The organism is Sphingomicrobium arenosum, from assembly GCF_026157085.1.
In the GTDB taxonomy this organism is placed as follows: domain Bacteria; phylum Pseudomonadota; class Alphaproteobacteria; order Sphingomonadales; family Sphingomonadaceae; genus Sphingomicrobium; species Sphingomicrobium arenosum.
In genome coordinates this window covers 2,267,799-2,281,584 of sequence record NZ_JANPVN010000001.1, presented here as the reverse complement: position 1 = coordinate 2,281,584, position 13,786 = coordinate 2,267,799, and the positions used below count along the sequence as shown (strand labels likewise).

17 protein-coding genes and 1 tRNA gene are annotated in these 13,786 nt (G+C 66.9%); 13 read left to right on the top strand and 5 right to left on the bottom strand.

The genetic code is table 11. The features are described from left to right. The first annotated feature begins 34 nt into the window (after positions 1-34). From coxB to NUW51_RS11435, 3 genes are all read left to right on the top strand, one after another. The gene (gene coxB / locus NUW51_RS11445; RefSeq protein ID WP_265587647.1) at positions 35-1,048 is read left to right on the top strand and encodes a cytochrome c oxidase subunit II; all 1,014 of its coding nucleotides are present in this window, start codon (positions 35-37) and stop codon (positions 1,046-1,048) included. A 14-nt stretch (positions 1,049-1,062) separates the two neighbouring features. Further along, on the top strand, positions 1,063-2,748 hold the full coding sequence (gene ctaD / locus NUW51_RS11440; protein ID WP_265587646.1) for a cytochrome c oxidase subunit I: 1,686 nt from the start codon (positions 1,063-1,065) through the stop codon (positions 2,746-2,748). Between the two features lie 313 nt (positions 2,749-3,061). Continuing rightward, positions 3,062-4,438: an OprO/OprP family phosphate-selective porin gene (locus NUW51_RS11435; RefSeq protein WP_265587645.1), complete on the top strand. Its 1,377-nt coding sequence runs from the start codon at positions 3,062-3,064 to the stop codon at positions 4,436-4,438. Between the two features lie 43 nt (positions 4,439-4,481). Here the strand turns inward: NUW51_RS11435 and phoU are convergent, their stop codons facing one another. Beyond that, positions 4,482-5,168, bottom strand: coding sequence for a phosphate signaling complex protein PhoU (phoU, locus tag NUW51_RS11430; RefSeq protein WP_265587644.1), 687 nt, complete (start codon positions 5,166-5,168; stop codon positions 4,482-4,484). A 149-nt stretch (positions 5,169-5,317) separates the two neighbouring features. Between phoU and NUW51_RS11425 the strand changes: the two genes are divergently transcribed. Further along, positions 5,318-6,358: a winged helix-turn-helix domain-containing protein gene (locus NUW51_RS11425; protein WP_265587643.1), complete on the top strand. Its 1,041-nt coding sequence runs from the start codon at positions 5,318-5,320 to the stop codon at positions 6,356-6,358. A gap of 90 nt (positions 6,359-6,448) precedes the next feature. Further along, positions 6,449-7,003: a hypothetical protein gene (locus tag NUW51_RS11420; RefSeq protein ID WP_265587642.1), complete on the top strand. Its 555-nt coding sequence runs from the start codon at positions 6,449-6,451 to the stop codon at positions 7,001-7,003. On the opposite strand, the gene NUW51_RS11415 is transcribed toward NUW51_RS11420, so the two are convergent. Continuing rightward, the gene (locus NUW51_RS11415) at positions 7,000-7,626 is read right to left on the bottom strand and encodes a peptidylprolyl isomerase (protein WP_265587641.1); all 627 of its coding nucleotides are present in this window, start codon (positions 7,624-7,626) and stop codon (positions 7,000-7,002) included. The genes NUW51_RS11420 and NUW51_RS11415 overlap by 4 nt on opposite strands. An 84-nt stretch (positions 7,627-7,710) precedes the next feature. On the opposite strand from NUW51_RS11415, the gene NUW51_RS11410 reads away from it, so the two are divergent. The 7 genes from NUW51_RS11410 to NUW51_RS11380 are packed head-to-tail and all read left to right on the top strand — an operon-like array spanning position 7,711 to position 12,019. Beyond that, the gene (locus NUW51_RS11410; RefSeq protein ID WP_265587640.1) at positions 7,711-8,652 is read left to right on the top strand and encodes a heme o synthase; all 942 of its coding nucleotides are present in this window, start codon (positions 7,711-7,713) and stop codon (positions 8,650-8,652) included. Continuing rightward, positions 8,653-8,796: a hypothetical protein gene (locus tag NUW51_RS11405; protein WP_265587639.1), complete on the top strand. Its 144-nt coding sequence runs from the start codon at positions 8,653-8,655 to the stop codon at positions 8,794-8,796. It begins immediately after the preceding gene. After that, positions 8,793-9,326 carry a cytochrome c oxidase assembly protein gene (locus tag NUW51_RS11400; RefSeq protein WP_265587638.1) on the top strand — a complete coding sequence of 178 codons (534 nt, stop codon included), beginning with the start codon at positions 8,793-8,795 and terminating at the stop codon, positions 9,324-9,326. Before NUW51_RS11405 ends, NUW51_RS11400 begins: the two co-directional genes overlap by 4 nt. A 48-nt stretch (positions 9,327-9,374) precedes the next feature. After that, a complete protein-coding gene (locus tag NUW51_RS11395; RefSeq protein ID WP_265587637.1) occupies positions 9,375-10,202 on the top strand; it encodes a cytochrome c oxidase subunit 3 in 828 nt (275 codons plus the stop codon). Further along, a complete protein-coding gene (locus tag NUW51_RS11390; RefSeq protein WP_265587636.1) occupies positions 10,177-10,560 on the top strand; it encodes a DUF983 domain-containing protein in 384 nt (127 codons plus the stop codon). The genes NUW51_RS11395 and NUW51_RS11390 overlap by 26 nt, the downstream gene beginning before the upstream one ends. Continuing rightward, positions 10,557-11,156: an SURF1 family protein gene (locus NUW51_RS11385; RefSeq protein WP_265587635.1), complete on the top strand. Its 600-nt coding sequence runs from the start codon at positions 10,557-10,559 to the stop codon at positions 11,154-11,156. Before NUW51_RS11390 ends, NUW51_RS11385 begins: the two co-directional genes overlap by 4 nt. Then, positions 11,153-12,019, top strand: coding sequence for a class I SAM-dependent methyltransferase (locus tag NUW51_RS11380; RefSeq protein WP_265587634.1), 867 nt, complete (start codon positions 11,153-11,155; stop codon positions 12,017-12,019). Before NUW51_RS11385 ends, NUW51_RS11380 begins: the two co-directional genes overlap by 4 nt. Here NUW51_RS11380 and NUW51_RS11375 read toward each other — a convergent pair. From NUW51_RS11375 to NUW51_RS11365, 3 genes are read right to left on the bottom strand one after another with little or no spacing between them, the layout of a single operon-like run. Further along, positions 12,009-12,641: a heme exporter protein CcmB gene (locus NUW51_RS11375; RefSeq protein ID WP_265587978.1), complete on the bottom strand. Its 633-nt coding sequence runs from the start codon at positions 12,639-12,641 to the stop codon at positions 12,009-12,011. The genes NUW51_RS11380 and NUW51_RS11375 overlap by 11 nt on opposite strands. Then, positions 12,641-13,210 carry a heme ABC exporter ATP-binding protein CcmA gene (gene ccmA / locus NUW51_RS11370; RefSeq protein ID WP_265587633.1) on the bottom strand — a complete coding sequence of 190 codons (570 nt, stop codon included), beginning with the start codon at positions 13,208-13,210 and terminating at the stop codon, positions 12,641-12,643. Before ccmA ends, NUW51_RS11375 begins: the two co-directional genes overlap by 1 nt. Further along, positions 13,207-13,608 carry a metallopeptidase family protein gene (locus NUW51_RS11365; RefSeq protein WP_265587632.1) on the bottom strand — a complete coding sequence of 134 codons (402 nt, stop codon included), beginning with the start codon at positions 13,606-13,608 and terminating at the stop codon, positions 13,207-13,209. The genes ccmA and NUW51_RS11365 overlap by 4 nt, the downstream gene beginning before the upstream one ends. Before the next feature lie 82 nt (positions 13,609-13,690). Here NUW51_RS11365 and NUW51_RS11360 point away from each other — a divergent pair. Further along, positions 13,691-13,781: transfer RNA gene (locus NUW51_RS11360), tRNA-Ser, on the top strand. Positions 13,782-13,786: the final 5 nt, after the last annotated feature.

Below are 13,786 nucleotides of genomic sequence, written 5' to 3'. Positions count from 1 at the left end.
CCGCGCGCCCACAACTGACAGACCTAGGATGACGATGACCGGGAAACGCTGGCTAGCCGCCCTCACCGCCTTCACCACCCTGCCGACCGCGGCGCGGGCAGCAATCGAGACGCCGATCGGCGAGCAGGTCGCCGCCGAGGCGGACCTCGCCACCGGTGCCGACGCCGCCGCGCCCAGCTGGGTCGGGCTCGACGCCACCCAGGGTTATGCCGGCCCCGACGGGCGCATGGGCATCCAGGACCAGGTCACCGCGGTCGGCCAGCAGGCGGCCAACTTCCACGATTACTGGCTGCTTCCGCTCATCACCGCGATCAGCATCTTCGTGCTCGTGCTCCTCCTGTGGGCGATGGTCCGCTATCGCCGCAGCGCCAATCCCGAGCCCTCGCGCACCACGCACAATACCGCGATCGAAGTGATCTGGACGGTCGTGCCGGTGCTCATCCTCATCGTGATCGCGGTGCCCTCGATCGGCCTCATCAAGAAGCAGTATGACGCCCCGCCCGCCGACGTGACCGTCAAGGTGATCGGCAACCAGTGGTATTGGGAATATGAATATCCCGACATGGGCATCAGCATCGTGTCGAACATGCTCCTCGAAGAAAATGACCCCGATCGCGAGGAAGGCAGCCGCTTCCGCACCGACGCCGACGGCCCCGCGCTGCTCGCGGTCGACGAGCGCCTCGTCATCCCGGCGGGCAAGAACGTCAAGTTCCTGATGACCGCCAACGACGTCATCCACTCGTTCGCCATCCCCGCCTTCTGGATGAAGCTCGACACGGTGCCGGGCCGCATCAACGAGACCTGGGTCAATGTCGAGAAGCCCGGCCTCTATTTCGGCCAGTGCTCGGAGCTGTGCGGCGCGCGTCACGCCTATATGCCGATCGCCGTCGAAGTGCTCCCCGAGGCCGAGTTCAACGCCTGGGTCGCCGCCAAGGGTGGCAGCCTGCCGGGTAGCGAGCCCGCCGAGGACGCCAACACCGCGACCGACGAAACCGAAACCGAGGCAGCCGAGGCGGAAGACACCGCCGCTGCCGAGCCGACTGCCTAAGGAAGACATCACCCATGGCCACCACCGCTGACACGCTGCCGTTCGACGCTCCCAAGAGCGACACGCACGACCACGCGCATGACGATCATGGCGTGCCGGGCTTCTTCGCCCGCTGGTTCATGTCGACCAACCACAAGGACATCGGCACCCTCTATCTGATCTTCGCGATCATCGCCGGGATCATCGGTGGTGCCTTCTCGGGCATCATGCGCATGGAACTCGCCGAGCCGGGTATCCAGTATCTCAACACCATGGGCTGGCCCTTCGGCGTCGGCACCGAGGCGACCTTCAACGAGGCGCTCCACCACTGGAACGTGCTGATCACCGCGCACGGCCTCATCATGGTCTTCTTCATGGTCATGCCCGCGCTCATCGGCGGCTTCGGCAACTGGTTCGTGCCGATCATGATCGGCGCCCCCGACATGGCCTTCCCGCGCATGAACAACGTCAGCTTCTGGCTGACCGTCGTCGCCTTCTTCATGCTGCTCGCCTCGGCCTTCGTGCCCGGCGGCACGGGCACCGGCGCGGGTACCGGCTGGACCGTCTACGCCCCGCTCTCCACCTCGGGCTCGGCGGGCCCGGCGGTCGATTTCGCCATCTTCTCGCTGCACCTTGCCGGTGCCGCCTCGATCCTCGGCGCGATCAACTTCATCACCACCATCTTCAACATGCGTGCGCCGGGCATGACCCTGCATAAAATGCCGCTGTTCGTCTGGTCGGTGCTGGTCACCGCCTTCCTGCTGCTGCTCGCGCTTCCGGTCCTGGCCGGCGCGATCACGATGCTGCTGACCGACCGCAACTTCGGCACCGCCTTCTTCGATGCGGCCGGCGGCGGCGATCCCATCCTCTACCAGCATTTGTTCTGGTTCTTCGGCCACCCCGAAGTGTATATCATGATCCTGCCGGCCTTCGGCATCGTCAGCCAGATCATCGCCACCTTCAGCCGCAAGCCCGTCTTCGGCTATCTCGGCATGGCCTATGCCATGGTCGCGATCGGCGTCGTCGGCTTCGTCGTCTGGGCGCACCACATGTTCACCGTCGGCCTCGACGTGAACACCAAGATGTACTTCACCGCCGCGACCATGATCATCGCGGTCCCCACGGGCGTGAAGATCTTTTCGTGGATCGCCACCATGTGGGGCGGCTCGATCAGCTTCCAGACCCCGATGCTCTGGGCGATCGGCTTCATCTTCCTGTTCACCGTGGGCGGCGTGACCGGCGTCGTGCTCGCCAATGGCGGCGTCGACAACTACATGCACGACACCTATTATGTCGTCGCGCACTTCCACTACGTGCTCAGCCTCGGCGCGGTCTTCGCGCTGTTCGCGGGCTTCTACTACTGGTTCGGGAAGATGTCGGGCAAGCGCTACAACGAGCTGCTCGGCAAGCTGCACTTCTTCATCATGTTCATCGGCGTGAACGTGATCTTCTTCCCGCAGCACTTCCTCGGCCTCGACGGCATGCCGCGTCGCTATCCCGACTATCCGGAAGCCTTCGCTTATTGGAACAGCATCAGCTCGATCGGATATCTCATCATGGCCGCCTCGATGGTGATCTTCTTCGTCAACGTCTTCTGGAGCCTCGCCAAGGGCAAGCCCGCTCCGGACAACGAATGGGGCGAAGGCGCGACGACGCTCGAATGGAGCCTGTCGAGCCCGCCGCCCTACCACCAGTTCGAAACGCTTCCGCGCGTCGACTAGGCGAGGGCCAGCGCAAAAGACAAAGCCGTCCGGGACACCGGGCGGCTTTTTCTTTTGTCGAAAGAGCCCGAGCCGCAGCCAGCCTGCGCGAAGCGACAGGACTGACGGGGCCAAGCCGCCTTGGCCCCGCCGCCGCCATCCTCACGACCTCCGCCTCGCGCCGATGACAGGCACATTGCGCGCCTGTTGCGTCAAACTTACCGCGCGTCATCGAACCGTCACGTCCCCGCCATCAAGCTTTCGCCTTTGTCGTCGAACGGACACCGCAACGTCACATAGGTCCCGCCGGGGGACACCAAGGGAGGGAGCCGTCATGGCCAAGCTGTTCACCACCACCGCAATGGGCTTTGTCCTTGCGCTCACCGCCACGCCCGCCGCCGCGCAGGACCTCACCCCCGAGGAAAGCCGCGCCATGCTCGAGCGTCTCGAAGCGCTCGAGGCCGAGACCGCCGCGCTGCGTGCCCGCCTGACCGCCGCCGAGGCGCAGGCCGCACAGGCCACCGCCGCCGCCGACGCCGCCACCAGCGAGGCCGCCGTGGCAGCCACGACCGCTACCGCCGCGAGCGAGGCCGCCGCCAAGACCCCGGCGATCTCCAGCTTCAAGAAGTCGGACGGCTGGAGCTTGAAGCCGCGCGGCCGTCTCCAGTTCGACATGGGCAGCGTCGGCGCGCCCGACGGCCTTTCGGGCGATTTCGGCAATGCGACCGAAGTGCGCCGCGCGCGCCTTGGCGTCTCGGGCGATATCCCGGGCGACTTCGGCTACAAGTTCGAACTCGACTTCGCCGACAATGAAGTCGCCTTCACCGACGCCTTCATCGATTATGACGGCGGCGACGTCGGCGTGGTGCTCGGCCAGCACAACAATTTCCAGAGCCTCGAGGAAATCACCTCGTCGAACGACATCAGCTTCATGGAGCGCGCCGCCTTCACCGACGCCTTCGGTTTCGAGCGCCGCCTCGGCATCTCGGCGAACGGCAATGCGGGCGACCTTTACGTCTGGGGCGGGCTGTTCGGGTCGAACATCGGCGATCTGGGCGAGGATGGGGCGCAGGCCTACAGCCTCGATGCGCGCGCCGTCTACGCGCCGATGATCGGCGATACCCAGCTGCATCTTGGCGGCTCGGTTCACTGGCGCGATCTCGACGATGACAGCGAAAGCGTGCGCTATCGCCAGCGCCCCTTCATCCACATCCCCGACACGCGCCTCATCAACACCGGCAGCCTCGGCGCGACCAGCGAGATGAGCTACGGGCTCGAGGCCGCCGCGCTCATGGGCCGGTTCCACACCGCGGGCGAGGTCCACTGGATGCGACCCGACCTGATCGCAGGCGACAATCCGACCTTCTTCGGCGGCTATGCCGAGGTCGGCTACATGCTGACGCCGGGCTATGCGCGCAGCTATTCGCCGGGCGCCTTCAAGAGCGTGAAGCCCACGACCGACGCCGGCTGGAACGGCCTTGGCGCCGTTCAGGCGGTGCTGCGTTACGACCGGCTCGACCTCAGCGACGAAGCCGTGATCGGCGGCACGCAGGATGCCATTGCGGCGGCGCTTTCGTGGCACCCCAACGCCTATCTGCGCTTCCTCGTGAACTATGCGCACATCACCTATGAGGATGCGGCGCCGGCCGCCGACGGCGACACCGACTATGCGGCCGATGTCATCGGCGCGCGTGCGCAGTTCGCCTTCTAGGCGACGCGTTCAGCAATAGTGGGAGCCGGGGCGGCGCGCGGATCTACTCCGCCGCCGCCTCGTCCTGTTTGGGGCGGTCGGGCAATAGCTCGCCCGTTTCCATATAATAGACGATCTCGGCGACATTGGTCGCCTGGTCGCCCATCCGCTCGAGATGCTTGGCGATGAACAGGCCGTGCGCGGCCCAGTCGACCTCCTCGGCATGGCCGCGCATATAGCCGACCGTCTCCTTGAAGATCGCGGCATAGAGCGTGTCGACCGCATCGTCGTCCTTGCACACCTGCGTCGCCATGTCGGCATCGCGGGTCGCATAGGCCTTGACCGCCTTGTCGATGAGATCGCCCGACAGGCTCGCCAGCACCACCAGCCGTTCCTTCAGCGGATCGGCGTCCTCATCGGTCACCTTGCGCGAGCGGCGCGCGATATTCTTGGCATAATCGGCCACGCGCTCGAGCACGTTGGCGATCTTCAGCGCGCTGATGATGTCGCGAAGGTCGTCGGCCATCGGCGCGCGCAGCGCGATGGTGCGGATGGCGAACTGGTCGATCCGCGCCTCGAGCGCGTCGATCGCCGCATCGCCCGCGATCACCTTTTCGGCGAGCGCGCGGTCGTTCTTGACGAGCGCGTGGATCGCGCCGTCGAGCGCGGTGCGGGCCATGCCCCCCATCTCCACGATCAGGTCGCGGAGCGTGGTCAGATCTTCATCGAAAGCGCGGACGGAATGTTTCATTTGCGTTGCCATAATATGACATCTGTATCACAGTTTGTTTGCAGATGCGAGATGGTTTCTCGAAATCAACCCACTTTGTCGCCACTCGTTCCGGCCAGCGAACAATCTCTCCGCTAGGCATCCTCCCGCCCTTTGCTATGAATGAGCCCATGTCCGAGCCCCGCGCCATTCGCTTCGGCCCTTTCACCCTCGAGCCGGGGGAAGCGCGCCTTCTGCGCGGCGACACCCCCATCGCGCTCCAGCCCCGCGCCTTCGACCTGCTCGATGTGCTAGCGCGCCATCCCGGCCAGCTCCTGTCGAAGGACGAGTTGCTCGCGCAGGTTTGGCCCGGCGTCACCGTCGGGGACGAAGCGCTCACCCAGGCCATCAAGGAAGTGCGCAAGGCGCTCGGCGACGATGCCGCCGCGCCGACCTATATCGAAACCGTGCGCGGCCGCGGCTATCGCTTCATCGCCCCGGTGGAAGGCGGCGCGGCAACGCCTTCGTCATCGCCGACAGCGCGCCCCATCTCCAGCGCACGCGCCATTCTCGGCGGCACGCTGGGCGGTGTCGTCGCGGGGCTCGTCGGCGGGCTCGTCTATGGCATGATCGCGGCGACCGGGAACGATGCCGCGCTCGTCATCGTCACGGTGATGACCGTCATCACCATGGGCGTCGCCGGACTGGGCGCACTCGGCCTCCTCCTCGGCATGACCGCCGCCAGCCGCATCCTTGCCCGTCCCTTCGGCTTTCTCGCGCTCGGCGCCGCGCTCGGCGGCTTCCTTGTCGGCGACCTTTTCCACCTCCTCGCCAGCGGCAGCTTCTCGCTGCTCCTCGCGACCCCCCATGCCGACTTCACGGGCGGCCTCGAGGGCGCGGTGCTCGGCGCCGGCATCGCGATGGGCGCGCAGCTCGGTGGGGGAGTCGAGGGCCGCTGGCCCCGTCCCGTCCTCGGCGCCGGGATCGGCGGCGGGCTGGCGGGCGTACTGATCAGCCTTGGCGGCGGCAAGCTCATGGCCGCCAGCCTGCTCGGCCTCGCGCGCAAGTTCCACGGCGATGCCATCGACGGCGGCGGGCTGTCGGGACTCGCCGAGGGGTTCGGCACGCTGGCCCAGGCGCTGAGCGCGGGGGTCGAGGGCCTCCTCCTCGGTAGCCTTGTCACGGCGGGCATCCTCATCGCCCAGCGCAGACATCAGCCGATCCTCAGCTGATCCTCACCTGATCCTTATCGGGCGCTCATGCCCTTATGCGCGCACCTTGCCATGATTGCGGCTCGTTCAACGATCTCAAGGTGCAACAACATGACCGACCTTTCCCTCTCCGGCGACGATCGCCTGCTCAAGATCCTGCGCATCATCGCATGGAGCCTCGTCGCCGTCCTCCTCGCGCTGCCCGCCATCGCCATGGCCGGGGGTGCCGAGGTGCAATGGGGCCCCGAGGATTTCATCGCCGCCACCCTCCTCCTCGGTGGATCGGGCCTCGTCGTCGAGCTTCTGGTTCGCGTCAGCCGCGACTGGAATTACCGCATCGCCGCCGTGCTCGCGACCTTCGGCGCACTCTTCACCCTCTGGGCCAACCTCGCCGTCGGCATCGTCGGCAACGAGGATAATGCGATCAACATCGGCTATTATCTGATCGTCCCGCTGCTCGCGCTCGGCGCCACGCTCGCGAGGCTGAAGCCCGCCGGCATGGCCGCGACGTGCCGCACCGCCGCAACGCTCTACATCGGCATGGGGATCGCCGCCTTCGCCGCGGGTCAGGGCGAGCCTGCGCCCTTCATCATCGGCATCCACGCGCTGTTCGTGACCATCTTCATGGGCGCCGGCCAGCTGTTCCAGCGCGCCACCGGGCGCTAGTCCTCGCGGCTCGCCCCGGTCACCGCGACCGGGGCGGCCAGCATCTGCCCCTTCATCACCCCCTCGCCCGCTTGCGGGTCGGTCGGCGCGGCAAAGATCGCTTCGATGATCTCCATCCCCTCGACCACCCGGCCGAAGGGGGTGAAGCCGTGAAAGTCCGCGCTCGCGTCGAAGCCCGGAATATCGGTCAGCGCGATGAACCAGTCGCCCTGCCCCTGCCCCGGCTGCGGCGCGATCAGCGAGATCACGCCGCGCTCGTGCAGGATCCCCGTGTCGGCGGTCGATTCATGCGCGATCGCGGGCAGCAGCTTGTCGCCGCGCCGGATCCCGAATTGCGCGATCCCCGCATCGCCATAGGGCATGGCGCGATAGAAGGTCGCATGTTCGAGCGCGCCATTGGCGACATAATCGAGGAACAAGCCCGCCGTCAGCGGCGCCGCGCCCTCGTCCAGTTCGAGCACGAAGGGCCCCATCGCCGTCTCGACCCGGACCCGCACGAGCTGCGCGGGCGACTCCACGGCCTCGGGCGCGGCGATCGCCATCGGCTCGGCGGGAGGCGGCGCGGCCTCCTGCGCATGCGTGGCGACAAGGGCGGCGAGCAGGGCTGCAACAGGCTGGATCATGGGCATGAGCCTAGCCCAGTCGCGCCCTGCCCCCAAGCCCCTCTTTGACTCGTCCCTTCAAGCCTTTATAGGCCAGCCCCGACCATGGAAAACGCTTCCTCCAGCCCCGGCGCCAAGCCCGCTGCCTCCCCGGCCACCGAGCTGCCGCGCTATCCCGCCAGCGTCGCCGACCTGTTCGCGCTGACCAAGCCGCGGGTCATGAGCCTCGTCGTCTTTACCGCGCTATGCGGCCTGCTCGCGGCGCCCGAGACGATCCCCTTCGTCCTCGCCTTCACCGCCATCCTGTGCATCGCGGTGGCGGCAGGTGCCTCGGGGGCGCTCAACCAATGGTATGAGGCCGAACTCGACGCCAAGATGAAGCGCACCGCCGGGCGCCCCTTGCCCGCGGGCCGGATGGAAAAGCGCTCGGCGCTGCATTTCGGGATCGGCCTGTCCTTCTTCTCGGTCGTGCTGATGGGGCTGGCGACCAATGTCCTCGCCGCCGCCATCCTCGCTTTCTCGATCTTCTTCTATGCTGTGGTCTACACCATGTGGCTCAAGCCCCGCACGCCGCAGAATATCGTCATCGGCGGCGCGGCGGGCGCCTTTCCCCCGCTCATCGGCTGGGCGGCGGTGACGGGCGATGTCACCATCCTGCCCATCCTCATGTTCGCGATCATCTTCCTGTGGACGCCGCCGCATTTCTGGGCGCTGTCGCTGTTCGTGAAGACCGACTATGACGCCGCCGGCATCCCCATGCTGCCCAATGTGTCGGGCAATGCGATGACGCGGCGCCAGATCCTCATCTACACCTTTCCGATGATCGCCGCCGCGCTGGCGCCCTGGCCGCTCGGCCTCGCCAGCCCGGTCTACGGCCTCGCCTCGCTGGCCCTCAACGCCGTCTTCCTCGTCCTCGCCATCAAGGTCGCGCGCAACCGCACCGACAAGGTAAAGCTGATGGTGCCCGAGAAGCGCCTGTTCGGCTATTCGATCCTCTATCTCTTCGCGCTCTTCGCGATCCTCACCATCGACCGGATGTTCTTTTAAATGACCGACACGCCTCCCGATTTCGACGAAAACGAGTATCGCCGCCGCCAGCGCGAGCGTGCGCGCGTCATGGCGATCCTCCTGATCGCGTTCGTCGTGCTCGTCTTCGGCATCACCATCGCCAAGATGGGGCTCTATTCATGAGCGAGGCGCTCGCCTCGAAAAACAACAATCGCATCGCGATTCGCGCCGCGCTCTTCGCGCTGGCGATGCTTGGCGTCGCTTTCGCCTCGGTCCCGCTCTACCGCATCTTCTGCCAGGTCACCGGCTTTGGCGGCACCACCCAGCAGGCGGCCGAGGCCCCCGGCGCGGTGGCGGCCGAGATCGGCGTTCGCTTCGATGTGAACATGAACGGCGCGCTTCCCTGGAAGGTCGAGGCCGCGGAGACCGTGCGCATCCATCCCGGCGCGCGCACCATCGTCAATTATACCGCGCAAAACCTCACCGCGCGCACGACGACGGGCACCGCGACCTTCAACGTCTCGCCCGTGCAGGCGGGGCAATATTTCTCCAAGATCGAATGTTTCTGCTTTACCGAGCAGACGCTCAAACCGGGCGAGACGGCGCAAATGCCCATCATCTTCTTCGTCGATCCCGCGATCGCCGAGGACCCCAACACCGACTTCATCGACGAGATCACCCTCTCCTATACGTTTTTCCCGGTGGAAAAATGAGGAGAGCCGGGCTAGGACGCCCGCAAAGCTGAACTAGAGGACCTTTTCATGGCTGGCACCGTCAACCACGACTATCACATTCTTCCCCCCAGCGCCTGGCCGCTGATCGGCGCCGTCTCGGCGATGACCATGCTCGCTGGTGCGGTCGGATGGATGCACGACTATGCCTATGGCGGTCTCGTCTTCGGCGCCGGCCTCATCGGCGTGCTCTTCACCTTCTACAGCTGGTGGGCCGATGTGGTGAAGGAAGCCAATGGCGGCGATCACACCCCGGTGGTCCAGCTTCACCACCGCTATGGCATGATCCTTTTCATCGCCTCGGAAGTGATGTTCTTCGTCGCCTGGTTCTGGGCCTATTTCAACGCCTCGCTCTTCCCGCCCGCCGTCGACGCCGTCGGAGGCGTATGGCCGCCCGTCAACCAGGCGGTGATCGATCCGTTCGGCTATCCGCTCCTCAACACGCTGATCCTGCTCTGCTCGGGCACCACCGTGACCTGGGCGCACCACGCGCTCATCCACGGCGACCGCGAAGGTTTGAAGAAGGGCCTGCTCGCGACCATCGCGCTCGGCCTCATCTTCTCGGGCGTGCAGGCGTTCGAATATCTCCATGCCCCCTTCGCCTTCTCGACCGAAAATGGCGGCAACATCTACGGCTCGACCTTCTACATGGCGACCGGTTTCCACGGCATGCACGTCATCATCGGCACGATCTTCCTGATCGTCTGCTACCTGCGCGCCAAGAAGGGCGATTTCACGCCCAAGCAGCATTTCGGCTTCGAAGCCGCCGCCTGGTACTGGCACTTCGTCGACGTCGTCTGGCTGTTCCTCTTCGCCACCATCTATGTCTGGGGTGGCTGGGGCGCGACCTATCACTAGGCAACAGGCGCCGGGGCTGGTTCAGGCCAGCCTCGGCGGCCGCTGCCCGCGCTGCGGCGCCAAGACCCTGTTCGAGGGCCTGCTGACCTTCGCCGACAACTGCCCCTCCTGCGGGCTCGATATCGGCCGCTACAATGTCGGTGATGGTCCCGCCGCCTTCCTTATCCTCATCCTCGGCACGGTGATCGGCGTTGCCGCCATCTGGCTCGAGCTAGCGCTCGAACCGGCGTGGTACGTGCACCTTGTCTGGGTGCCGATCCTCATCGCCCTCACCATCCTCGGCCTGCGCATCGGCAAGGCCGCCCTCCTCTACCAGGAGGTGACCAATGACGCGCGCGAAGGACGCCGCACCCAATGACCCGCACCGCCTTCGTCATCGGCGCGATCCTCACCGCCATCGCCGTCGCGGTCATGATCGGCCTCGGCTTCTGGCAATTGGATCGGCTGGAACAGAAGGAAGCGCTGATCGCGGGCTATGAGGCCGCCGCCGACCGGCCCGCCATCGCTTTTCCCCCCGTCCCCACCGACGATCCCCCGCTCTACCGCAAGTCCGCGCTAACCTGTCTCGAGGTGACCGGTTGGCGCCATCAGGCCGGCGCCAATCGCGACGGGCGCTCGGGCTATGTCCATGTCGCCGACTGCCGCCTCGGCGCCGAGGGCCCCGGCGCGGCGGTCGAGATCGGCTGGAGCACCGAGCCCGTCGCGGGCACCGACTGGACCGGTGGCCCCGTCACCGGCACCATCGGGCCCGACGAGAAATATCGCTATCGCCTCGTCGCCGACGAAGGTCTCGCAGGGCTCCAGCCCAGCGCCCCGCCCTCGCTCGACGCGATCAGCAACAACCATTTCGCCTATGCGATGCAATGGTTCGCCTTTGCCGCCATCGCGGTCGTCATCTTCTTGCTGGCCTCGGCCAAACGCCGAAAGGACGCCGCAAGGGAGCCGTCCGAATGAGCGACCTCCTCACCCTCGTCACCGAGCCGTGGGACGATTACGCCCTCATCGACAGCGGCAACGGGCGAAAGCTCGAACGCTTCGGCCCCATCCGCACCATCCGCCCCGAACCGCAGGCGATGTGGGAGCCCGCGCATCACGACTGGGACGCCCATGCCGAATTCGTCCCCGCCAGCGACGCCGAGGGCAAGGGCCGGTGGCAGCATTACCGGGACGTCCCCGAAAGCTGGCCGCTGAAGCGCGGCGCGGTCGCCTTCAATGCGCAGCTGACCCCCTTCCGCCACTTGGCCTTCTTCCCCGACATGGCGCCGCAATGGGACTTCGCCCGCGAGCGACTGGGCGAGGGCAGCAGCGCCTTGAACCTGTTCGGCTATACCGGCGTCGGCACCTTGCAGATGAGCGACACGGGCGCCGAGCTCGTCCATGTCGATGCCAGCAAGAAATCGGTCGAGGGCGCGCGCGAGAATGCGGCGCTGTCGGGCATGGCCGACCGCCCGATCCGCTGGCTGATCGAGGATGCGGGCAAGTTCGCCGCGCGCGAGGTGCGGCGGGAACGGCGCTACGACGGCATCATGCTCGACCCGCCCAAGTTCGGGCGCGGCCCCAAGGGCGAGCGCTGGGACATCGACACCGGGCTCGCCCCGCTCCTCAAGGACTGCATCGGCCTGCTCGACGACCAAAGCCGCTTCTGTATCCTCACCGTCTATGCCGTGCGCATGAGCGCGCTCGCCATCGGCGAACTGATGCGCCAACAGGCCGCGCACCTGCCGGGCCGGGTCGAGGTCGGCGAGATGGGGGTGCGCGAGGAACGGCGCGGGCTCGTCCTGCCCACCGCCATCTTCGCCCGCTACGTCAACGACTAGCTTCGCGGATCGCGAACCCGGCGACGAAGGGGCTCGCCCCCGTCAGCAGCAGCGACACCGCGCCCAGAAGCGCCAGCGCCCCCGGCTGACCCTCGGCCGCGCCCGTGCCGAAGATCAGCACCGGCACGCCCAGCGGCAGCACCAGCAGCCCGGCCAGCGAGCCCGCCCTCGGCAGCCCCGCGATCAATGCTGCCGCCATCAGCCCCAGCCCCGCCAGCGCGGGCGTGCCGATCAGCAGCGTCAGCGCGATGCGCGGCAGGCTCGATTCCTCGAGCCCCAGCAGCGCGCTTGCGGGCAGCAGCGCGAGCATCAGCGGCGGCCCGAAACTGAGCCAATGCGCGATCAGCTTTGAGAGCGCGATCCATTCGGTCGACGCGCCGCGTAGCCGCAGCTGGTCCACGGTCCCGTCAGCCAGGTCAGGGGCCACCAACCGGTCGATCGGCAAGAGCGCGGCGAGCAGCGCGGCAAGCCACACCATCCCCGCGCCGATAGCATTGAGGAGCGCCCCGTCAGGCCCCGTCGCAAAGGGCACGAGCGTCGCGACCAGCAGGAAGAACACCAGCGCCAGCCCCGCGCCGCCGCTCCACGCGCGGCGCAATTCGCGCCCGATCAGCGCCCCCATCATGGCCGAATCTCGTGGCCGCGCCAGTCATCGCCCAGCGGCTGGTGGCTCGCCGCCAGCACCGCCCCGCCCATTGCGCGATGGTGCGCGATCAGCGCGGCCAGCCGCTCTTTCGAGGCGGTGTCCAACCCATCGGCGGGCTCGTCGAGGAGCCACAGGCTCGCCCCCGACGCCGCCACCCGCGCAAGGCCAGCGCGCCGCTTCTGCCCGGTCGACAGATAAGCCACCGGCACATCGGCCAGATCGCCAAGCGCCATTGCGTCCATCGCCTCGCCAAGCCGCGCCTCCGCGCCATTGAGCCGCGCCCAGAACCCCAGCGCCTCGCCCAGCGGCTTGTCGCGCTCCAGCGCCAGTCGGTCGTCGGCCAGCGCCAATAAGCGGCTCACCACGCGGCCCTCGGCAGGCGCGAGCAGCCCCGCCGCCACCCGGAGGAGCGAGGATTTGCCCACCCCATTGGGGCCTGTAAGCAGCATCGCCTCCCCGGGCGCCAGTTCGAAGCTCAACGCCTCGAACAGCACCCGCCCGCCGCGCCGACAGGTCACGCCTTCGAAGCGCAGGTGCGGGATCAAACCATGTCCTCCAGCGCGTGCATTTCCTCGTCGGAAAAGCCGAAATGGTGCCCGATCTCGTGGATCAGCACATGGGCGACGAGATGCTCCAGTGTCTCGTCGCCGCGCTCCATCCATTCGAGCAGGATCGGCAGGCGGAACAGCCGCACCTTGTCGGGCAGCGTTCCCGAATGCTCGATCGACCGCTCGGTCATCGGCAGGCCTTCGTAGAGGCCGGTCAGCTCATAGGGCTCCTCGATCCCCATCGCGCGCAAGGTCGCCTCGTCGGCGAAATCCTCGACCAGAATGACGACATCGCCGAGATGCTGCGTGAACGCCTCGGGCAGCCGCGCGAAGGCGGCGCGGGCCATCTCTTCCATGTCCGCCCCCGTGGGCGCGATGCCGAAGCTCCGGGTCATGGGAAAATGCCTAAGCAGCCCGCCCCGCCGCCCGCAAGCCTTGCGCCCAACTCACTTGCCCGCTACCTGCCCCAAGTCGTGCGGAGCGGTGGCCGAGTGGTCGAAGGCGCACGCCTGGAAAGTGTGTATACGGTAACCCCGTATCGTGGGTTCGAATCCCACCCGCTCCGCCACTTCC